The 21,348-nt window shown below is 37.8% G+C and carries 18 protein-coding genes, 1 other RNA gene, 1 pseudogene and 1 other annotated feature; all 20 genes and pseudogenes read right to left on the bottom strand.

Going from position 1 to position 21,348, the window contains the following annotated elements; genetic code table 11:
- Positions 1 to 66: 66 nt before the first annotated feature.
- Positions 67 to 408, bottom strand: a transfer-messenger RNA (tmRNA) gene (gene ssrA, locus ACLRYO_RS01940).
- Between the two features lie 137 nt (positions 409 to 545).
- Positions 546 to 1,703: an 8-amino-7-oxononanoate synthase gene (gene bioF / locus ACLRYO_RS01935; protein WP_004695982.1), complete on the bottom strand. Its 1,158-nt coding sequence runs from the start codon at positions 1,701 to 1,703 to the stop codon at positions 546 to 548.
- A gap of 4 nt (positions 1,704 to 1,707) precedes the next feature.
- Positions 1,708 to 2,436 carry a 6-carboxyhexanoate--CoA ligase gene (locus tag ACLRYO_RS01930; RefSeq protein WP_004695984.1) on the bottom strand — a complete coding sequence of 243 codons (729 nt, stop codon included), beginning with the start codon at positions 2,434 to 2,436 and terminating at the stop codon, positions 1,708 to 1,710.
- Entirely contained in the window at positions 2,436 to 2,936 is a 501-nt protein-coding gene (locus ACLRYO_RS01925) for a hypothetical protein (protein ID WP_004695986.1), read from the bottom strand. The genes ACLRYO_RS01930 and ACLRYO_RS01925 overlap by 1 nt, the downstream gene beginning before the upstream one ends.
- 154 nt (positions 2,937 to 3,090) lie before the next feature.
- Entirely contained in the window at positions 3,091 to 3,561 is a 471-nt protein-coding gene (smpB, locus tag ACLRYO_RS01920; RefSeq protein WP_004695987.1) for an SsrA-binding protein SmpB, read from the bottom strand.
- 8 nt (positions 3,562 to 3,569) lie between these two features.
- On the bottom strand, positions 3,570 to 5,933 hold the full coding sequence (gene rnr / locus ACLRYO_RS01915) for a ribonuclease R (RefSeq protein ID WP_278618113.1): 2,364 nt from the start codon (positions 5,931 to 5,933) through the stop codon (positions 3,570 to 3,572).
- A 58-nt stretch (positions 5,934 to 5,991) separates the two neighbouring features.
- Positions 5,992 to 6,228: a preprotein translocase subunit SecG gene (gene secG / locus ACLRYO_RS01910; RefSeq protein WP_004695991.1), complete on the bottom strand. Its 237-nt coding sequence runs from the start codon at positions 6,226 to 6,228 to the stop codon at positions 5,992 to 5,994.
- A 5-nt stretch (positions 6,229 to 6,233) separates the two neighbouring features.
- Positions 6,234 to 6,908, bottom strand: coding sequence for an RNA polymerase sporulation sigma factor SigH (sigH, locus tag ACLRYO_RS01905; protein ID WP_004695993.1), 675 nt, complete (start codon positions 6,906 to 6,908; stop codon positions 6,234 to 6,236).
- Positions 6,909 to 6,981: 73 nt separating this feature from the next.
- Positions 6,982 to 7,515, bottom strand: a complete 534-nt coding sequence (locus ACLRYO_RS01900; RefSeq protein ID WP_004695995.1) for an NYN domain-containing protein — start codon at positions 7,513 to 7,515, stop codon at positions 6,982 to 6,984.
- A 2-nt stretch (positions 7,516 to 7,517) separates the two neighbouring features.
- A complete protein-coding gene (rlmB, locus tag ACLRYO_RS01895) occupies positions 7,518 to 8,249 on the bottom strand; it encodes a 23S rRNA (guanosine(2251)-2'-O)-methyltransferase RlmB (RefSeq protein WP_278618116.1) in 732 nt (243 codons plus the stop codon).
- Between the two features lies 1 nt (position 8,250).
- Positions 8,251 to 8,727, bottom strand: a complete 477-nt coding sequence (locus ACLRYO_RS01890; protein WP_119563009.1) for a Mini-ribonuclease 3 — start codon at positions 8,725 to 8,727, stop codon at positions 8,251 to 8,253.
- Positions 8,717 to 10,165, bottom strand: coding sequence for a cysteine--tRNA ligase (cysS, locus tag ACLRYO_RS01885; protein WP_278618119.1), 1,449 nt, complete (start codon positions 10,163 to 10,165; stop codon positions 8,717 to 8,719). Before cysS ends, ACLRYO_RS01890 begins: the two co-directional genes overlap by 11 nt.
- A gap of 49 nt (positions 10,166 to 10,214) precedes the next feature.
- Positions 10,215 to 10,421, bottom strand: a binding site (T-box leader).
- 240 nt (positions 10,422 to 10,661) lie between these two features.
- Positions 10,662 to 11,633 (bottom strand): annotated as a pseudogene (locus ACLRYO_RS01880) (bile acid:sodium symporter family protein).
- Positions 11,634 to 11,751: 118 nt separating this feature from the next.
- The gene (gene gltX / locus ACLRYO_RS01875; RefSeq protein WP_008714033.1) at positions 11,752 to 13,221 is read right to left on the bottom strand and encodes a glutamate--tRNA ligase; all 1,470 of its coding nucleotides are present in this window, start codon (positions 13,219 to 13,221) and stop codon (positions 11,752 to 11,754) included.
- A 2-nt stretch (positions 13,222 to 13,223) separates the two neighbouring features.
- On the bottom strand, positions 13,224 to 14,399 hold the full coding sequence (gene ispD / locus ACLRYO_RS01870) for a 2-C-methyl-D-erythritol 4-phosphate cytidylyltransferase (protein ID WP_413084648.1): 1,176 nt from the start codon (positions 14,397 to 14,399) through the stop codon (positions 13,224 to 13,226).
- Positions 14,383 to 15,534 carry a PIN/TRAM domain-containing protein gene (locus tag ACLRYO_RS01865; protein ID WP_004696009.1) on the bottom strand — a complete coding sequence of 384 codons (1,152 nt, stop codon included), beginning with the start codon at positions 15,532 to 15,534 and terminating at the stop codon, positions 14,383 to 14,385. Before ACLRYO_RS01865 ends, ispD begins: the two co-directional genes overlap by 17 nt.
- A 15-nt stretch (positions 15,535 to 15,549) precedes the next feature.
- On the bottom strand, positions 15,550 to 16,923 hold the full coding sequence (gene radA, locus ACLRYO_RS01860; protein WP_413084647.1) for a DNA repair protein RadA: 1,374 nt from the start codon (positions 16,921 to 16,923) through the stop codon (positions 15,550 to 15,552).
- 164 nt (positions 16,924 to 17,087) lie between these two features.
- Positions 17,088 to 19,535: an ATP-dependent Clp protease ATP-binding subunit gene (locus ACLRYO_RS01855; RefSeq protein WP_287532950.1), complete on the bottom strand. Its 2,448-nt coding sequence runs from the start codon at positions 19,533 to 19,535 to the stop codon at positions 17,088 to 17,090.
- Between the two features lie 234 nt (positions 19,536 to 19,769).
- On the bottom strand, positions 19,770 to 20,831 hold the full coding sequence (locus tag ACLRYO_RS01850) for a protein arginine kinase (RefSeq protein ID WP_101928330.1): 1,062 nt from the start codon (positions 20,829 to 20,831) through the stop codon (positions 19,770 to 19,772).
- Between the two features lie 9 nt (positions 20,832 to 20,840).
- A complete protein-coding gene (locus tag ACLRYO_RS01845) occupies positions 20,841 to 21,338 on the bottom strand; it encodes a UvrB/UvrC motif-containing protein (RefSeq protein WP_008601086.1) in 498 nt (165 codons plus the stop codon).
- Positions 21,339 to 21,348: the final 10 nt, after the last annotated feature.

Raw genomic sequence — 21,348 nt, 5'->3', positions numbered from 1 at the left:
ATAGCCGAATAATCACAAATTTATCTGTAAGCGCAAACTTATTTCTTAAAATGTACGCTTCTTATTTGGTGGAGATGAGGGGAGTCGAACCCCTGTCCAAGAGTGTTGCCATATAGACTTCTCCGAGCACAGTCTATGATTGAGATCTCGGGTTGCTATCGCTCACAGACAAGCTACACAACCCCAGTTCATATTGTCTCGCCTAATTCATATGAACAACTAAATTAGACCAGCCTACTGTTTGACGTCCATTCACACTTGGTAGGCACAAGTATGAGGGACGTAGCTTATGCAGCTAATGCAAAATTTTCTTCTGCGTTTAAATGTTTTCCCACCGTTTAACGGCCTCATGGAACGCCGACTCGCTATCTATACCACACGCACCCCTGTCGAAACCTTTACATCCCCGTGCGTCGGTCTCATAATTATAAGCCCATTTAATACAGCTGTCAATTATATAGAGCCTTTATAATTCAGTTAAATCTATAACTTCTAGATTACTTTATCCACTACTACAAATGAAGCTATTATATAGAATCATAAAATTAATTCAATTCTTTGATAGCTTTATCCAATGTCCGGCACACATAATCAATTTGTTCTTTATTATGAGCAGCTGTAACGGTTAAACGAATTCTACTTTCACCAACAGGAACTGTAGGCGGACGTATCGCTGTACCTATAATTCCAGCATTGTATAGATAATCAGATACTGCTAGTGTATCTTCATTACTTCCGATTAATATTGGGAAAATTGGAGTTTCATTGGTCGCTTCAATTCCCATGGCAATCAATTGAAGAGCCATATAGTTTACGTTCTCTTGTAAACGTCCTAATACAGATGTATCAGACTCAAGAATATGCAACGCAGCCAGGGCTGCCCCTATGTCAGCAGGAGATAATGCAGTGGAGAATATAAAGCTACGACTCATATTCACAAGATAATCAATGATGGTGCTATTAGCAGCTACATAGCCGCCAACAGAACCTAACGATTTACTCAATGTACCTAGCTGAATATCCACTTCTTTCTCGAGACCATAATAAGCAGCCGTTCCATGACCGCTACCAATGGTCCCCGTCGCATGAGCATCGTCTACCATAAGTAAAGCATTATACTCACGGCTAACCTCGTAAAGCTTATCTAATGGGGCTATATCGCCATCCATGCTAAAGACCCCATCTGTGACAATGAGCTTACGTGCATTACGATCTACTTGTTTAAGTAAAAACTTTAACTCCTCTACATCACAGTGACTATAGGCTTTTACAGTAGCCTTACTCAATCTACAACCATCAATAATACTAGCATGGTTTAATTCATCGCTAAAAATGGTCATATTTTTATCTGCTATGGCAGAAATAGTACCTACATTTGCCATGTAACCCGTATTAAAGACGAGAGCTTTTTCTGTATTCTTAAATTTTGCTAGTTCTCTTTCAAGATCTGTAAACAAGGGAAATGTACCGGATACCAGACGCGATCCACCTGATCCAGTACCATATTGTTGAGCTCCCTTAATGGCCCCCTCTATTACACGTTCATCAAAAGTAAGACCTAAATAATTATTTGACGCCATCATCAAATATTCTTTATCATTTCTTTTAACACGTACTGCGTCTATAGGGCAATATTCCGTTAATGTACGCAAATTTAGGTTATTGATTTTATTATTTAATTGCTCTTGGAAGAATTTATACATACAATCACCGCTGAACAAGTACTGGTGCTTTTTCCAAATACTTGATTACACAGTCCACATCAGTATTTGGTTTAACAAAAAATACACGCCCTCCTAGATTAGATCCAAATTCTTTCATGCTAGGAATTCGATGGTAAATATCATTGCAAGCAACATAGCCTACTGTGTAATCAGGATCATCAGACCAACATAATTCACCTACAATCCCCTCTGCAGATTGCACTTTAGAAGCCAATACTAAGGCCTCTCTCATATGTTCATTTTCCCCTAGTTTTTCAGAGTCAAAGGAGTCCATATGACTCACGCGAACACCACGGTTACCAGAATCTATGCGCTCACCAGAAATTGCATCAACCAACATAGCACCTCGCATAGATGAATCTAAACCTTCTAATAGAAAAATAGCATGTTTAACAGCAGTTTCACTAATATCAGCGCCCTGTAAAAGTTCAACAGCTAATTGATGTGCCTCGGCAACAGTATTCGCCAAATGTTCATTTACCTTTAAACATTCTATATATGTAATTGTTTCTGCAGGAATTAAGTCCACTGTAATATTAATAAAATCAGCTGTCCCCTTACTATGATGCAGCGCTCGTTCGGCTAAAGACTGGGCAATAGATCCAACTTGATTTAAGGTCACAATGCGTTCTGCGCCAGAAATATGGTGGCCCCCGTTTTCATGGGGACCACCTTGAGCCGCGCGCATACGCACACTATATAATTCGTCCATTATGATACCTTACCTTTAACTACATTACTTTGAGGTACTTGGTTGTGAATTTTATAGAATACTTTCACAAATACTGGTGCCATAATTACTGTAAAGATCATACCTGGAACTGCGAGAGCTATCATCGGTAATGCAGCCTTACCAACGTATAAAGACAAAGATAATCGCGCTAAAGCAGATGCAATTGGACCAGAAACCATAATACCTATCATGTGATTATGGCAGATCCAAAGGATTAGTCCCACAATGAGCCGGAATTGCATAGCAATCATAACATTTAAAATGGTTTGAGTACCTAATGCTAAGCCTATTAGACTAGATAAACAACCACTTATAATATACTTTTTAAATCCGAATACGGCACATATCGCTACCGCCAACGGGGCTGATAATTGAAACTCTATACCTGGAATGACATTAGGTATTTTAATAGCCCCTAATACAGTAATCATGGCAGTTAAAATAGCAACCTCTGTAATGTACCGAATGTTCTGATTCATAATGTATCTCCTCTACTTAGAAAATGTCAACTACAAACATCTCTTATTGTTTACATTATAAATTCTCACTGTATTTTTATCAACCACTAAAAATAACATAGTTAACAAATATACAAAAAGAACCAAGCCATATCGACTTGATTCCTTATAATTCTTAATATTTTTGTTGCTCTTTAATTCGCTTAGCAATATCGCGCTTGGCATCACGTTCCGCCATATCTTGACGCTTGTCATAAAGTTTCTTACCAGTTACTAGACCCACAGTAACCTTTACATAACCGTGACTAAAATGAAAGTTTAGCGGCACTAAAGAAAATCCTTTTTCCTTAACTTGAGCATGTAACTTATTGATTTCAGATTTATGCATCAATAACTTGCGTGTCCGCTCCGGTTCATGGTTAAAACGATTACCTTGTTCATACGGACTGATATGTACACCATACAATAAAATTTCCCCTTTATCTATACGACAAAAGCTGTCCTTAAGATTAAGCTTACCTTGACGAATAGACTTTATTTCAGTTCCTGTTAAAGCAATACCAGCTTCATAGGTTTCATGAATATGAAAATCATGACGCGCCTTACGATTGTCAGCAATAAGCGATGGGCTAGATTTCTTTGCCATATTCTCCTCTATCGTTTACGTTTACTTTTAGATTTTTTAGATTGACTACGTTTTGTAGCTTTATTTGACTTCTTGCGACTCGATTTACCTTTTTTAGATTTTTTACTGAAAGCATCATATCTAGAACGCCCAGCTTTTGAATCATCTCGTTTAGAAGTTTTTCTACCGTTTTTTCGGGATGACTTTCGCCCCTTTAGATTTCCAAAACCATCACGACTAGTAGCATAGTCAGAGCCACTACTCAATTGTTCTTGGATAGCCATCAGATTATCTACTTCACCAAGAACAAAATCGATTTGTTTCTTTTCTACATCGGCTTTTACAAGTGTAACAGTAACCTTTTCACCTAAGTGATAGGTTTTACCTGTCCGCTTACCAACAAGAACAAAATGTTCTTCGTCAAAGAAATAATAATCGTCGTTCATCATGCTAATATGCACGAGACCGTCGATACCATTCTCTAACTCTACGAACATGCCAAAGGAGGTTATGCTCGCAATAGTGCCTTCAAAAACTTCGCCTACAAATGGAACCATGTATTGAGTCTTCTTTAGATCAGTAGTTTCTCGTTCTGCCTCGGTTGCCACTTGTTCTTGTATGGAAGAATGTTCCACAGCACCAGCTAAGAAAGCTTCATCTACATCTCGTTTAGAGTATCCACCCTTCCAGTGCATATCCGCTTTTAAAAGTCGATGTACCATCAAATCCGGATAACGTCTAATGGGAGATGTAAAATGCGTATAGCAAGTGGATGCTAACCCAAAATGGCCGACGTTTTCAATGCTATATTTCGCTTGCTGCATAGAACGTAAGGTCATAATTTGAGCCACTTGCTCGATATCTTGTCCCTTCACTACATCAAGGATTTTTTGGAAATCTCGTGGTGTTACACCATCAGCACTAAGGACAAGAGTTTGACCTAAATAATGTAATACCTTTTGGAATAAATCCAATTTTTCTTCACTAGGATGTTCATGAATACGATATACCGATGTACGTTGAGTATCCTTTAAATGCGTAGCTACCGTCTCATTAGCAATGAGCATACATTCTTCGATAAGCCGCTCTGCCATAGTTCGATCGCGTTTTACGATACGCAACGGTGTACCATCGAGATCAAGTAATACCTTATATTCCGGAAAATCAAAGTCTAATGCCCCTCTACGACGACGCATACGATTTAAAATCTTAGAAATTTCTGCTAAGTCACGAAGCATAGGAATAAAATCTACTAAATCGTCAGGAATAATGTTTTCCTCTAACGCTTTATAAACTTCTTTATAGCTGCAACGACGTCCTACATGGATAATAGACGGACGAATACGATAATTAACAACTGTACCTGAATCATCAATTTCCATCATACACGTCATAGCATAGCGATCTTCATGGGCATTTAAACTACAAATACCATTCGATAATACCTCTGGTAACATTGGTACTACGCGGTCCACTAAGTAAACTGAAGTCCCCCGCTTGTATGCTTCATTATCAATAGGCTGGCCTGAAGTAACATAATGACTAACATCCGCAATGTGTACGCCTAGCTCATAATTACCATTTGGTAATTTACGACCACTTACAGCATCGTCAAGATCTTTTGCATCTTCTCCATCGATAGTTACCATTTGTAAGTCTCTAAGATCCCACCGCTTCGGATCTTCATGAACAATAGTATCTATCTTCTCACTTGCCTCAATTACCTCTTTAGGGAATGCAAAAGGAATCTTATGATTAGCCATAATACAGTTAATGTCTAGGCCTACATCCCCCTTATAACCTAAAATTTCTGTTATAATTCCTTCAGGTTTTTTATTGCCTTCAGGCCATTTTGTAATTTTTACTAGTACCTTAGCTCCACTCCGAGCATCTAAAGTATCTTTTAAATCTACAAAAATATCTGTTCCAATACGTTCATCATCTGGTACAACAAAGCCGAAGTGTTGTTGTCTGTCGTAAGTACCAACTATGGTTTCATTAGCACGCTCAATAACATCAACGATGATGCCTTCACGTTTATGCTTTGTATAATCTGATGGTACAATACGAACACGTACCTTATCATTATGCATAGCAGTTCCTTTATTTTGTTCTGCTACATAAATATCTTCATCATCCAGCATAATAACAAATCCATAAGATTTACGATATCCTTTGTAGATACCTTCATATTCTTCATGCTGTTGATCTTCATATCGGTATACATCTGGTCGAGATGAAGTTAATACGCCTTCACGGGCGAGCATTTTCGCAGATCGAATAAACATTTCAAGATCTTTGCCACCTCGAATACGATTATCCATTGCTGCATCCTCAATATGGTATGCATGTGGTTGTATAGATTTATAAAAGTCCAATACCTTCTTCTTCAAGTCTGCACCCCCTTATTAGGATGAAAAAAGAAAAAGCCTGCAAAGCAGGCTTTCATCATTAGAATTGATTAATCATTGCCCCTAACACTAAGCTCAACACAGCAAAGATAATCCCCAATATAATCGTACATTTAGATAAGAAAGCATCTAAACCGCGTTGCTTACCACCAAAAGAAGAGTCTGCCGCACCAGAAACAGCACCGCCCATGCCTGCATTTTTGCTATTTTGTGCAACAACTACTACAATTAATAAAATAGATACGATTACTTCTACAATCATTAAGAAATTTGTCACGACTGTCATCCTTCCTGTGATGCTCGATGCGAGCCCAATACACGATGTTCTAAATACTTCTCTAATTTACGTTTTACCCTTTGTAGCGCATTATCAATAGATTTAACACTACGATCTGTGACCTCAGCCATTTCTTGATAGGAACGTCCATCAAGGTATCCTTCCAAGACTTCCCATTCAAGATCACTTAAAATATGACCAATATTGTGCTCAATATCATCTAGTTCCTCTTGACTGATAATGAGGTCTTCAGGATTTGTAATCTTTGTTGAAGATAGCATTTCAATCAATGTACGCTCAGAGTCCTCTGTATACACCGGTTTATTTAAGGATATATAGGAGTTCAAAGGCGCATGTTTTTGTCTTGTAGCCGATTTAATAGCTGTAATAATTTGTCTAGTTATACAAAGTTCTGCAAAAGCTCTAAAAGACGCTAATTTATCATGTTTAAAATCTCGCGTCGCCTTATAGAGTCCAATCATCCCTTCTTGGATGATATCCTCTCGGTCGGCACCTACCAAAAAATAGGAGCGAGCCTTAGCTCTTACAAAGTTCTTATATTTATTAACAATATAATCGATTGCAAACTCATTTTGCTCTTCCTGAGCTATGACCACAACTTGCTCATCGGTCATTTCCTTGAAATTGTAATCGGACTTGCGTGTATGAATCATTTTCATAAGCTCCTCCTTACAATTGAGCGAGAAAAACCAATATATTTATTATACTGGAACGGTATATGATTTTCAACTATCAATGACCTCGACGCAATTTCTCAAGCTTTTCAGCAACTTCAGGAGATAATAAACCTCCCACTTCATTACGACGCACTGAAAATTGATCACGTCTATGTTCATGAGCATATTGAAGTCGTTCTTCTTCCTTAGCTATACGAATCATATTTTGCAACTCACGAGCAGGAATACGCAACCCGCCAGAGCCTAGAATTTGATTTTGCTCTGCTCCATCGGAGGTCACAACATATACATTAGTATATTTACCTTTACGTAAAAATACCTCTCGTTCAATAAAGGAATCCGCCGTTTCTCCATCCTCAGTATACACTTCGATAAATCCACTTGTAATGGATTCAATGGAACCTCCAGATTTTGTATACTTACCATCAAATACAAGGATTACTTCGTAACCCTTAAATTTACCATAGTTCAACAATCTATCTCGAAGCTCCATTCTCGCATGTTCTAAAGACTCATGAGCCAATTTTTTCAAATGAGTCCAAGCAAAAATAACATTATAGCCGTCTACAATTAAGATATCTTTTAGCATGATTATTTCGCCTGGCGTTGACGTACCGCCTCATACATAAGAACTGCAGCTGCAACAGATGCATTCAAAGAATTCAAATTTCCATACATAGGAATTGTTACAAGGAAATCACAAGCTTCTTTTACAACGCGACTAATCCCCTTACCTTCATTACCAATGACTATAACCGTAGGGATTTTCATATCAGCTTCATACAAGGTACGATCACCTTCCATATGAGCCCCCATTACCCAAAAGCCCTGTTTTTGAAGTTGTTTAATGGTTTGCGCTACATTGCCAATTTGTACAAGTGGAATTTGCTCAATAGCTCCAGCAGATGTCTTCGCAACAGTAGCATTAATAGGCGCATTATGTCGTTTAGGAATGAGTACAGCCGTAGCACCCGCACATTCAGCAGTACGAATGATAGCTCCCATATTATGTGGATCTTCAACACCATCCGTTAAAATGAGCAACGGAACCTCATGTGTCGTTTCTTGTAATACCTCGCCCAATTCTTTAAATTGAACGGCCGATACAAGAGCTATAACCCCTTGATGTGGTACCTCTAAATCGTACTTATTCATCTGTTTAACTGGTGTTGGTCTAACTTCAATACCTTGAGATTTAGCAAGATTTACAATATCAGCTAACCCTGTTTTTACCTTATCTTCACTGACCAGAATACGTTGAATAGAACGGCCACTTTTAAGGGCTTCTTTAACCGCATTGCGACCTACAATATAATTATCCATACTACATACCTCGTAGAGTTATAGAAAAGGCTTGCCCCAAGATATGCTGTAAGCGCTCATCTTGGCGCGTTTCATAAAGAAATCCTAGTACTGCTTCAAAGGCCGTACTACTGCGATATTCTTGAACAGTACTACTTTTAGGCACGTTTACATTACTATTTCTAGCACGGCGTGCAATAGCTTGTTCATCTTCTGTGAGAGTATTTTCTATTTCTAGCAATACTTTTGCCTGTGATTTAGCACAAATAAATTCAGTAACGATAGTATGTAAAATCTGTACTTTTGTAATATTCATTTGTACTACGCGTTCGCGCACATACATGGAGTATACTGCATCACCGATATAAGCTAGCATAACTGCATCGGCACTTAGGCACTCCTCTATTGTTCGTTTGCGCAAACGAAGCGGCTCTTCTTCAAGAGCCGTTAGTTTCTTTATCGCTTCATTCTTTAAGAATTGAAATTGTTTAAACTTCACGTTTTTTCCACCGTGCACCTTGAGGAGAGTCCTCAATGGTAATACCAATCTCAGCTAATCGATCGCGGATACAATCAGCTAATGACCATTGTTTTTGCTCGCGACAAGCTTGACGTACAGAAAGAATAACTTGCATTAATTCTTCATATTCAGCAGCATTAGCACCCGTATTGCCTTCCCAAGCTTTTTCAAGAACACCAATAACATCTGTCATAAATTTGAAGATTCGTTTCACTTCAGCAATTGCCTCTTGGCAAACAACGCCTTCTCTACTTGTTACAGCTTGATAGTAGATATTAATTTCTTTTGCAAGACCGAACATACTAGAAGTTGCTAAAGCAGTGTTGAAATCATCACTCATAGCATCCTCAAATTCTTCTTCGTATGCTTTCGCTTTTTCTAATAAGCGTTGAGCTTCATCACATGAGCCTGGCTCACATTTTTCAAGGTAAAGAAGGTTTTCAATAGCTGTGCTTAACCGTTCCAAAGATTTATTAGCTTCTTCTAGACGCTCATCAGAGAAATCTAATGGGCTACGGTAATGCGTGCTCAATAAGAAGTAACGCAATGCATCAGGACTATATTGTTCTAAAATATCTTTTACCAAGAAGAAATTATTCAAGGACTTAGACATTTTTTCAGAATTAATAGTGATAAAACCATTGTGCAACCAGTAGCGCACTGCTGGATGTTGACCAGAGCAACCTTCTGATTGAGCAATTTCATTTTCATGATGAGGGAAAATCAAATCGCTACCACCACCGTGGAAGTCAAATTCTGTGCCTAAATATTTTTGGCTCATAGCAGAACATTCAATGTGCCACCCTGGACGACCATTCCCCCATGGGCTTTCCCAATAAGGTTCACCAGGTTTTGCTGCTTTCCACAAAGCAAAGTCCATAGGATTCTTCTTACGACCATCTACTTCAATACGTGCGCCTGCTTCCATATCGTCTAATGTACGACCAGATAACTCACCGTAATGTTCAAATTTCTCCACACTATAATATACATCGCCATCGAGTTCATAGGCGTAGCCCTTGTCAATCAATGTTTGAATCATAGCAATGATATCATCAATATGTGTAGATACACGTGGATAAATGTCTGCACGTTGTACACCTAACGCATCCATTACTTCAAAATAACTATCAATATAACGGTTTGCAATGGTATCCCAAGAGACACCTTCACCATTAGAAGTGTTGATGATTTTATCATCCACATCAGTAAAGTTTTGTACATATGTTACTTTATAGCCTACATGTTTCATATAGCGACGAATTACGTCCCAAGTCACGAAAGGACGAGCATTGCCAATATGAGGATGATTGTATGGTGTGACACCACATACGTACATTTTTGCCTCACCTGGTGTTACAGGATTAAAAACCTCTTTTTGGCGCGTCATAGTATTATAAACAGTAATTTCTCTCATCGTTACCGATGCCTCCAATTTTGTAAAATAAAAAAGACCTCTCATCTCATACAGAGACGATGGTCCGCGGTTCCACTCTGTTAGGTACCAATAGCGATACCCACTCATCGCATAACGGTGCGTCGCCGGACAAACCTACCTATAATCGGAGTGTCAGCTCGTGAATGCATTTCATCTACCTATCCATGAACCCTCCCACCATCGGTTCTCGCTAAAAAGTTAGTCGTAGAGTACTTCTTTCAGTCTCAGCTATTAAAATAATCTATATTCATATATAAAAATATTTTACCAATAAAGCTATAGAATGTCAATATTTACAAGAAAGATCCCCATCTTTCATAGGCAGCTATTCACATATCATACATAGGTATTTTAAATAGCTTAATTAGAAAGATGAGGATATATAATCAGAATATTAAATTACTATTATCATTCATAACAATAGCTTTTATAGTACACAAGTAATAATAATGTCATTACATCAAATCAATTAATATTAAGCATTTTCTAATTTATCTTGATCATCATGTTTACGGCAAATACCTGCAAAAATAGATCCTGTAAAGTTATGAATGATGGAGAATACTGCACCTGCTACCGCAGCTTGTGGTGTAAAGTGTTTTAGTGCTAAAGATACGGATAATGCAGAATTTTGCATAGCCACTTCGATTTGCATAGCACGACGAGAAGACACATCAATACTGAGGGCTTTACATACCAAGTATGTCACAACATAACCACTCAAATTTTGTACTAAACACGCTACAAAAATAATGAAACCGGTTTCGGCAATTTGCTTTTGGTTAACTGCAGTTACAGCTGCCAAGATAAGCAATACCGCGATAGCTGCAATGGTTGGACATACAGATTTTACAGGTTCAATTTTTGCGCCAATAAAGTAATTCAATACAATCCCCAAAATAATTGGTACTAACACAATTTTTACAATGGATATAAACATTGGCATAAATTGAATTTCAATAGAAGATGTTGCACCAGCATATAATACGACAAATAAAGGCGTTAAAATAGGTGCCAATAATGTGGATACAGTTGTTGCTGATACGGATAAGGGAACATTACCATTTGCAAGGAAGGTCATTACATTAGAAGCAGTACCACCAGGACATGCACCCAACAAGATAAAACCAATCCCAACTTCTGAAGGAAAATTAAATGCTAAGGCTACTAAGAAACCTGCTAATGGCATCCATAAGAATTGGATTACGGATACGAGAATAACCTTCATTGGTTACTTAAATACATCAATAAAGACTTGAGCCGTTAATGTTAACCCCATCGCAAACATAACAAACTGTAGCATGTAAGCAATATAAGGAGTCATCCAAGAAAATACTGCAGGTAGCATATATGCTAAAACAGCCATCAATAGTACTATCCAGGATAGATAACTATTGAATAAGTGATTAATAGAACGAATAACACTCATAAAAACACTCGCTTTCATAATAAATCAAAATTTAATACGCCGATTATTATAGCATTTCTATAGAATATTAACAACACATACAAAAGGAGTTCACATAACACCTGTTACGTGAACTCCTTTGATTAATTGATCAAATTTATTTTGTTAATGCACCTACATTATCTAAACGATGTAAGCACTTTTCTTTACCAAGTAATGTAACAATATTATTCAAATCTGGACCATGCATTTGACCTGTTAAAGCTACACGAATTGGCATAAATACGAATTTACCTTTTAAAGAGGTTTCTTTCATTACGGCCTTGATTGTTGCTTTTACAACTTCAGGTGTAATTTCATCAAGTTCAGCCAATGCATTCCGGAAAGCGCCGAGAACTGTTGGAGCTGTTTCTTCATTCAATACAGCACGCAATTCTTCTTCATGGCCCTCTTCAAGGAATACTGTTTCGCCCATAAACAAGCCTACATGATCTTTGATTTGAGCACCATAGCTAATATGATCACGGAATGTAGAGCATAATAATGTCAACCAATCAATATCAGCTTGATTCAAGCTATCTGGAGCTAAACCAACCTCTTTCAAATGCGGTAAACAAAGATGGAATAACTCTTCATCACTCAAATTCTTCATATAGTGGAAATTTATATGGTTCAATTTATCAATATCAAACACAGCAGGATTTTTCGCTACCCGATCCATAGAGAAAGCCTGAATTAATTCATCTTGTGTGAAGAATTCTTCTTCACCTTCAGGAGCCCAACCAAGAAGTGCCAAGAAGTTTACAAGTGCTTCTGGCAAGTACCCTAATTGTTTGTATTGTTCAACAGAGGTAGCACCATGACGTTTGGACATTTTTTTGTAATCTTTACCAAGAATCAAAGAAATATGACCAAACTTAGGGACCTCCCAACCAAGAGCTTCATAGATAGCCATTTGGCGAGGTGTATTGGATAGATGTTCCTCTGCACGAATAACGTGAGTAATCCCCATCATATGATCGTCCATTACTACAGCAAAGTTATATACAGGAATACCATCGGATTTAACGATAACGAAGTCACCTACACCATTGGACTCAAAGGATACATGCCCACGTACCATATCATCAAAAGCGTATGTTTTATTCAACGGTACACGCAAACGAATTGTAGGTTTACGACCTTCAGCAATGTATTTAGCCTTTGTCTCTTCATCTAAGTGTTCACAATGACCGTTGTATTTTGGTGTTTCCCCACGATCCATTTGATCTTGACGCACCGCATCTAACTCTTCAGGTGTGCAGTAACACTCATAAGCTTTACCTTCATCCAATAAGCGTTGTGTTACTTCTTTATATAAATCAAGACGTTCTGTTTGACGGTAAGGACCATTATTACCACCTACATCAATGCCTTCATCCCAGTTCATGCCAAGCCATTGTAAGGAAGCTTTAATATTCTCTTCACTTTCACGTGTAGAACGAGCTAAATCTGTATCTTCAATGCGCAATACAAATGTGCCTTTTTCCTTACGTGCTAATAACCAGTTAAATAAAGCAGAACGAGCACCACCAATATGGAATGGACCCGTAGGGCTTGGAGCAAAACGAACTTTCATGGAACTCATGATTAAATCTCTCCTTCATATACAGAAACGACAGCTTGTGCAGCAATGCCTTCGCGGCGACCAATAGCCCCTAGCATTTCATTTGTTGTCGCTTTAATACTAATGCGATCTAATGGTATCTCTAAAATAGACTGTAAATTAGACTTCATCATATCGATGTGAGGTTTTAATTTAGGTGTCTCAGAAATAACCATAATATCAATATTATAGGCTTGTAACCCACGTTCTTTCAATAAGAAATTTACTTTTTCTAGTAAAAGCATGCTAGAAATCCCTTTATACTGGTCGTCTTCAGGTAGAAAATAGTATCCAATATCCCGTAAACCAGCGGCACCTAGCATGGCATCCATCAATGCATGAATGAGAACATCCGCATCGGAGTGACCATCAGGGCCAAGGTCAGACTCGATATGAACACCACCTAAGATACAAGGACGCCCTGCTTTTAATTGATGAATATCATAACCAAATCCAACGCGCATACGCTTATCCTCAATTCCTAAATATCGTTTTGCTACTGCAATATCATTAGGTGTGGTCACCTTAATATTACAATAGTCTCCACTTACTATATGTACAGGCTTACCTAAATACTCGACGAGGGACACATCATCAGTGCCTAAATATTTTTCGTCATAAGCCTTTTGATGGGCCTCTTTAAATAGATCTTTTTGAAAGCCTTGTGGTGTTTGAATTTGATATAACTCACTGCGTTTCAAGGTTTCTATTACGGTATGCTCTGTATTAACCCGTTTAATCGTATCCGTAGCAGGGACACCTACAGTAGCAGCTCCATATTCTATTGCGGCCCTAACAACAGAATCAAACAGTTTCGTTGATGCTAATGGACGCGCGCCATCATGAACTAGCACAATATTACTATCTTCTGATACAGCTTTGAGCCCATATGCCACAGAATCTTGACGTTCTCTTCCACCAAGCACTATCTTTACAGGAATATGCAAATCCAACCCTTGAATATGGTTAGACATATATTCTTGTTCGCCTTCAGCTACAACAAGAATAATTTCTTTTAAACATTCAATCTTTTCTACATTTTGTATGGTACGTTGAATAATAGAATGTCCCCCTAAAGGAATAAATATCTTATTTTCTTTGTATCCCATACGGCGACCAGCACCTGCAGCGAGAACGATACAACTAATTGCCTTGCCCATTTTGTCCTCCATCTACACGAGCAAAAATCATCCGTCCTGCACTCGTTTGTAATATGGATGTAACCATAACCTCTACATTTTGACCAACATAAGGTTTACCATCCTCTACGACAATCATCGTGCCATCGTCGAGATAAGCCACACCTTGGTGTACTTCCTTACCTTCTTTCATGATTTGAACGCGAATCCATTCTCCAGCGATTAGAGCAGGTTTTAATACATTTGCCAATTCATTGAGGTTAAGCACTTCAATACCTTGTACACGAGCCACCTTATTCAAGTTAAAGTCATTAGTCATCAATTTCCATTGCTTATCTAAAGCAAGTCGCATAAGTTTTGAATCAACCTCTACAAGATCATCATAATCATCTTCAACAACTTCTATAGCTACCTTATTGGCATCTTGCATATCCTTCAAAATATCAAGGCCACGTCGGCCACGGTTGCGTTTCGTAGCATCCGCAGAGTCAGAAATTACCTGTAACTCATTTAATACAAATAGTGGCACCATAAGAGGGCCTTCAATGAAGCCCGTAGCACATAGTTCTTTGATACGACCGTCAATGATAACTGAAGTATCTAGTAATTTTGGCGTACTAGAAGATTTATCTAATTTATGAGTTGAAAACATTTTAAAACGACTTGTTTTTTTAGTGCTATCTCCTCCCCATTGTTGTACGTAATTATTGTACATTTCGGGGCCTTTACGAGCCATGATTTTAAGTCCACTATATCCAAAAATAGCACTCAAAATTATAGGAATATAAGGTCCTATAATAGGTACTTGATTGAATGCAACACCAATTAGATTTGCAATAATAAGGCCGAATAATAAACCGATGGTGCCTGCAATCAATTCTTGATTTGGAATATGAGTAAGAATACGCTCTAATCTTTTAGCAATTACTAAACCTTGTTTCAGAATAAATGATGAAATCAGATAACCAATAACAAGGCCTAATAGAGTACCTACGATTAATACTGCAATACGTGCAATTGTTAACGACATGTCCCCAAAAGATTCAAATTGAGAGACCAAATATGGGTCAATAATAGGTGCTAAGCTATCCATTCCCACGTAGGCGGCTGTACCTACTAAAATGGCTATTACATAGCGTAAAATCCGATAAATCATGAAATCACCTCCTAATTATGAAAATACGAGTTGCATCGCCTCTTGTATAGATTTGACACCTTTAATTTTGATAGAGCTATCATTATCCTTGATTTGTTTATAGTTGCCTTCAGGAATAATAAACTTTTTAAAACCTAATTTCTTGGCTTCATTTATACGCTGTTCAATGCGAGGAATACTGCGAACATTACCAGTTAAGCCTACTTCACCTAAAATTACCATATCTGTTGGAACGATTCGATTTTTCAGATTTGACACAATGGCAACCGCCATAGATAAATCACAAGCAGGTTCATTTACCTTGAGACCACCGATGACATTTACATACACGTCTTTATTACCTAATGTAAAGCTACAGCGTTTTTCTAAGACTGCTAATAATACAATTAATCGGTTAAGATCATAACCAATCGCCGTACGTCTAGGCATACCAAAGGCCGTAGTAACGACCAAGCTTTGTACCTCTACTAAGATGGGCCGAACCCCTTCGAGGTAAATCATAACAGCACTGCCACTTTCTTCATCGGAACGCTCTGCCAAGAGAGAAGCAGATGGATTGGACAATTCCTGTAACCCTTCCTCTACCATGGCAAAAATGCCTGTTTCTGATGTAGAACCAAAACGGTTTTTAATGGACCGTAATATACGGAATTGATAAGAACGCTCCCCTTCAAAGTAAAGCACTACATCTACCATATGCTCTAACATACGAGGCCCTGCAATATTGCCTTCCTTTGTTACATGACCAATGATTACAGTAGGTATATTTCGTTCTTTACAGAAGCGAAGTAGGCGAGATGTGCATTCACGAACTTGACTAACACTGCCTGGCGCAGCATCTATATCTCCAGTATACATAGTTTGTATAGAGTCAATGACTAGTAAGGAAGGAGTCATTGCTTCAGCTTGCTCCAATATATGATCTAGATCAGTATCTGCAATAACTTGTAACCGTTCACTATTAATATGCAGTCGTTCTGCTCGAAGTTTAAGTTGTAACTGAGACTCTTCACCAGATGCATAAAGAACTGCTCCTACTGTATCGGCTATCTTCTGGGATACTTGTAGTAACAAAGTAGATTTACCAATACCAGGATCACCACCTAAAAGCATTAGAGCACCAGGCACTATGCCACCACCTAATACACGGTCAATTTCATCAAAGGTTGTAGATACGCGTGCAATAGAAGAAATTTCGATATCTGGCAAGGCGGTAGGCTTCGCCGTTTGATTTCCAACACCTCGAGAAGGTGTTCGACTATGTTTAGTTTCTTTAATGATTTCTTCAACTAATGTATTCCATTCTCCACATTGTGGACAACGGCCCATCCACTTAGAGGATTCAGCCCCACAATTTTGACAAAAGAATACAGATTTTGCTTTTGCCATAACACCTCAATACATTTAAAAAGAAAGGTCATGAATGATAACCATTCATGACCTTTTATGCATAATTTTACTACATGGTTAACTATCATCATTCTATAGTATACCATTTAACTTATATTTTTTATATGAAAGGTAGTCATCAACTGTATAATTTGTATTTTTTATCATATTGATACAACAAGATTATTATCCTTTGCATCTGCTTTAATAATTTTGCCTTCTTTTGCATCTCCTTTCAAAATAAGATCCGACACTGGGTCCTCAATTAAACGTTGAATAGCACGTTTTAATGGTCGAGCCCCCATCGTAAAATCAGAGCCTTCCTTAACGAGTAATTTCATAGCCTCAGGAGAGATTTCTAACTGTAAATCACGCTCTTCAAGACGTTTTGTAACATCACTCATCAAGATAGTTACAATTTCTTTTAAGTCCTCTTCAGTTAATGGATGGAATACAATCATTTCATCGATGCGGTTTAAAAACTCAGGTCTAAAATAACGTTTTACCGCATCCATTACCGACTTCTTAGCCTCTTTAAAATCAATTCCTTTATTTTCATCAACATTAGAATCAGCCTTTTTAGCTGCTAAGAAACCAAGTTCTGGAGAGTTTTTATGTAAAGCTTTAGCACCTAAGTTACTTGTCATAATAATAACTGTATTTCTGAAATCTACATTTCTTCCTTGACTATCAGTAAGACGACCATCATCAAGAACTTGTAACAAAATATTAAAGAAATCTGCATGTGCCTTTTCCACTTCATCGAGGAGGATAACGCTATATGGTTTACGACGTACCGCATCTGTTAATTGGCCACCTTCTTCATAGCCTACATAACCTGGAGGGGCACCGACTAAGCGAGACACAGTATGTTTTTCCATATATTCAGACATATCAAGTCGAATCATAGCAGATTCATCGCCGAACAAGGAGGATGCAAGCGCTCTTGCTAGCTCAGTTTTCCCTACACCAGTTGGCCCAAGGAACAAGAATGAACCAATAGGCCGTTTTGGGTCTTTTAATCCAGCCCTTGCACGGCGTACAGCTTTAGCTACAGCAGTAACAGCCTCATCTTGACCTACTACGCGTTTATGAAGTTCTTCTTCTAAATGTAGTAAGGTTGCAGACTCTTCTTCTGCAATTTTAGCCACTGGAATGCCTGTCCATTGCGCTACTACAGCAGCTATGTCTTCCTCTGTTACTATTAACTTTTGATCACTTTTTTCTTTAGCGATAGATTTTTTATCACCAATTTCTTTTACTAGTGATTGTTCTTCATCGCGAAGCTTTGCAGCCTTTTCGAAATCTTGAGATGTAACAGCCGCTTCTTTTTCCTTCTTAACTGTATTGAGACGATCCTCTAATGCTTTAACATCAGGTGCTGCAGAAAATACTTTCATACGAACCTTAGATGCAGCTTCATCGACTACATCGATAGCCTTATCAGGTAAGAATCGATCTGTAATATATCGGCTAGATAAAGACACAGCTACTGTTAATGCCTCATCTGTAATCTTAGCCTTATGGAAAGCTTCATACCGATCTCTTAATCCCTTTAAAATTTCAAGAGCATCCTCTTCGTTAGGCTCTCCTACTTGAACGGGTTGAAAACGACGCTCTAAAGCAGCATCTTTTTCTATATGTTTCTTATATTCATCAAGTGTTGTAGCACCGATAACTTGGAATTCACCTCGTGCCAAAGCAGGCTTTAAGATATTAGCTGCATCCATAGCGCCTTCAGTAGCACCTGCCCCAACCAATGTATGAATTTCATCTATAAAGATAATCATATCATCATGTTGTTGTACTTCATCAATGGCTTTTTTCAACCGTTCTTCAAATTCACCACGGTACTTGGCACCCGCTAACATAGAAACAATACTAAGAGAAATAATGCGTTTATTACGTAAAATCTCCGGTACATTACCAGTCACAATACGCTGTGCCAAGCCTTCGGCAATAGCTGTTTTACCTACACCTGGTTCACCAATAAGAACAGGATTATTTTTAGTTCTACGGCTGAGAATTTGAATGACTCGTTGAATCTCCGTATCGCGGCCAATAACAGGATCAATCTTACCTTGTTTAGCAGACTCATTAAGGTCAGTTGCAAAATCTGACAGCTCACCTAAATCATTATTGCTATTTATTCCCTCTTGACCACCATTATTGCTACCTTTATTCGAGCCAAGAATACTACGAATTGCTTCTACTACGTCATTACTACGTATATTCATAGCTCGTAGAATAGCAACAGCAACACCGCTACCATCGCTAAGTAGGCCCAATAGAATATGCTCAGTACCAACGTAGTTGTGATTCATGTGATTTGCTACTTGAATGGCAAGCTCAAGCACATGCTTAACGCGAGGTGTCATATATATTGACGTTGCCTTTTTATTACCACGTCCTACATGTTCTTCTACAGCTTCAAAAATATCTTCTGTAACAAGGCCAAGCTCTTCTAAAGCTTTAGCTGCTACACCATTTTTAACCTTTGTAAGGCCGATGAGTACGTGTTCAGTACCGACATAGTCATGTCCTAACTCCAAAGCAGCCTCTTGAGCTAACGAAAGAACACGCTGTGCATCGTCTGTAAACCGTTGCATCATAATATCACCTCATCTATCTATGTAAATTGTAATTATTTCTTTTCAAATATATGTAAACAATGGTGAAATAACCATTGGAATATCAAAAATATTATTAAACTCTATTAATCTATTATGCTATCTAGTATTAATATTTACTATTTTTTACAAATCTCTTAACAGTAAACTAAGAAAATTATATAAATCAATCTATACAAAATAAATAATCATGCATTAATTATTTATGTACTTATATTAATTTGAAATTTTTTGACGTATCACCTTTGCACGATAGCTGTCGCGATCGGTATCTGTCAAATTTTCACTACCTAAGTATTTAGAGAGGAAGTTTGGTCTAGTTATAGCAACAAGCTCATTAAAAGTATCTTTACCCCAGAATGGTAATATTTCTAAATCTACACCTAATTGAATATCACTAATCTTACTAAGTGCCTCTTTACCGCTTACACGTCGTGCATATTGTAAAACTCCATAGGATCGCCAAAGTATATCTTCCAAACCTTCTTTATCATTGTGTAATAAAGATTGCCGAGACTTTCGTTCTTCTGCAATAATTCCTTCTACGATTTTAATCAATTGCTCAATAGTTGCTTCTTCACTAATACCCATCGTTCGTTGATTAGAAATCTGGTAAATACAACCTAAAGCTTCGGAACCTTCCCCATACAACCCTCGTACAGAGTAACCTAATTGTATTATGTTACGAATGAGTCTCGTAATACGACCAGATAACGTCAATGCGGGTAAGTGTAACATAACAGAGGCCCGTAAACCTGTACCCACATTAGTGGGGCAAGCAGTTAAATAACCAAATCGCTCATCAAAGGCATAAGGGTATTTTGCTTCGATAGCTTTATCAATTTGAACTGCATGATTATAAGCTTGTTGCAATTTAAGTCCTGGAGCCATAGATTGAATACGTAAATGATCTTCTTCATTTACCATAATTGCGATAGAAGCATCATCAGATACGATCAAATTACGATACAGTAATTTTTCCTCTAAAGCAGGACTCATTAAATGTTTTTCAACTAAGACAGCACGTTCACGTTGACTTAATTGCTCAAGGCTAATATTTGTATATTGATGCTCATCAGCCTTTTTTAATATTGGCAATAGGCCTCGAGAGATTGTATTCACTTTTTCTAAGGAAACTGTATCTTCACGATTCGTAAACAATATATCATCAAAATTTCTCGCCAATCGTATACGACTTGAAATTACAATGTGGTCTGTCGCCTCTGTATCCTGACACAGCCACTGACTTAGCGGAGAGTCCAATATAGTATCTAACATAAGAACCTCCTATTCATTATCACCATCGATGATAACTTCTAGATTTTTAATTTTATCTCTCAAAATTGCGGCTTCTTCAAAGTTTTCAGCTTGAATAGCTGTATCTAATTGACGGCGCAATTGCTTTACTTCATACTTTGCTTTAAATACATTAGTACCACGACTAGGTATAGCCCCTTCATACTCAGAACTACCTTGTATTCGTTCTAATAATGGATTTATTTCACTATTAAAAGTCTCATAACATTGACCACAGCCAAACTTACCTACCCGATTGAATTCATCATAAGTAATACCACACTGAGGGCATCTCTTAGATTGATGAGCTTTTAATAAGTTATCTGGATACACCATATTCTTAAAAAAATCATTAGTAAAAAAGTTATTATCCCACATATCATTCATAAAAGAACTATAAGGAGATAATTTCCCAGCTTGTTGTAACTCGGTGGCACAAGCACTGCAAAGATGTTGCTCAGTCTTTTGATTATTTATGATATTAGTCATATGGATAGTA

This window comes from Veillonella parvula (assembly GCF_047241225.1).
GTDB lineage: Bacteria > Bacillota > Negativicutes > Veillonellales > Veillonellaceae > Veillonella > Veillonella parvula_O.
This window is presented reverse-complemented; position numbering and strand designations above follow the sequence as displayed.

What these genes read in the sequence shown, in the direction of transcription:
- smpB (WP_004695987.1), bottom strand. Translation starts at nt 3,561, where the DNA reads ATGGCAAAGAAATCTAGCCCATCGCTTATTGCTGACAATCGTAAGGCG.
- ACLRYO_RS01845 (WP_008601086.1), bottom strand. Translation starts at nt 21,338, where the DNA reads ATGACTAATATCATAAATAATCAAAAGACTGAGCAACATCTTTGCAGT.
- gltX (WP_008714033.1), bottom strand. Translation starts at nt 13,221, where the DNA reads ATGAGTTCCATGAAAGTTCGTTTTGCTCCAAGCCCTACGGGTCCATTC.
- sigH (WP_004695993.1), bottom strand. Translation starts at nt 6,908, where the DNA reads ATGAAAATGATTCATACACGCAAGTCCGATTACAATTTCAAGGAAATG.
- ACLRYO_RS01850 (WP_101928330.1), bottom strand. Translation starts at nt 20,831, where the DNA reads ATGTTAGATACTATATTGGACTCTCCGCTAAGTCAGTGGCTGTGTCAG.
- ACLRYO_RS01865 (WP_004696009.1), bottom strand. Translation starts at nt 15,534, where the DNA reads ATGATTTATCGGATTTTACGCTATGTAATAGCCATTTTAGTAGGTACA.
- ACLRYO_RS01855 (WP_287532950.1), bottom strand. Translation starts at nt 19,535, where the DNA reads ATGATGCAACGGTTTACAGACGATGCACAGCGTGTTCTTTCGTTAGCT.
- bioF (WP_004695982.1), bottom strand. Translation starts at nt 1,703, where the DNA reads ATGTATAAATTCTTCCAAGAGCAATTAAATAATAAAATCAATAACCTA.
- ACLRYO_RS01925 (WP_004695986.1), bottom strand. Translation starts at nt 2,936, where the DNA reads ATGAATCAGAACATTCGGTACATTACAGAGGTTGCTATTTTAACTGCC.
- ACLRYO_RS01900 (WP_004695995.1), bottom strand. Translation starts at nt 7,515, where the DNA reads ATGCTAAAAGATATCTTAATTGTAGACGGCTATAATGTTATTTTTGCT.
- ispD (WP_413084648.1), bottom strand. Translation starts at nt 14,399, where the DNA reads ATGGGCAAGGCAATTAGTTGTATCGTTCTCGCTGCAGGTGCTGGTCGC.
- ACLRYO_RS01930 (WP_004695984.1), bottom strand. Translation starts at nt 2,436, where the DNA reads ATGGACGAATTATATAGTGTGCGTATGCGCGCGGCTCAAGGTGGTCCC.
- cysS (WP_278618119.1), bottom strand. Translation starts at nt 10,165, where the DNA reads ATGAGAGAAATTACTGTTTATAATACTATGACGCGCCAAAAAGAGGTT.
- rlmB (WP_278618116.1), bottom strand. Translation starts at nt 8,249, where the DNA reads ATGGATAATTATATTGTAGGTCGCAATGCGGTTAAAGAAGCCCTTAAA.
- radA (WP_413084647.1), bottom strand. Translation starts at nt 16,923, where the DNA reads ATGGCAAAAGCAAAATCTGTATTCTTTTGTCAAAATTGTGGGGCTGAA.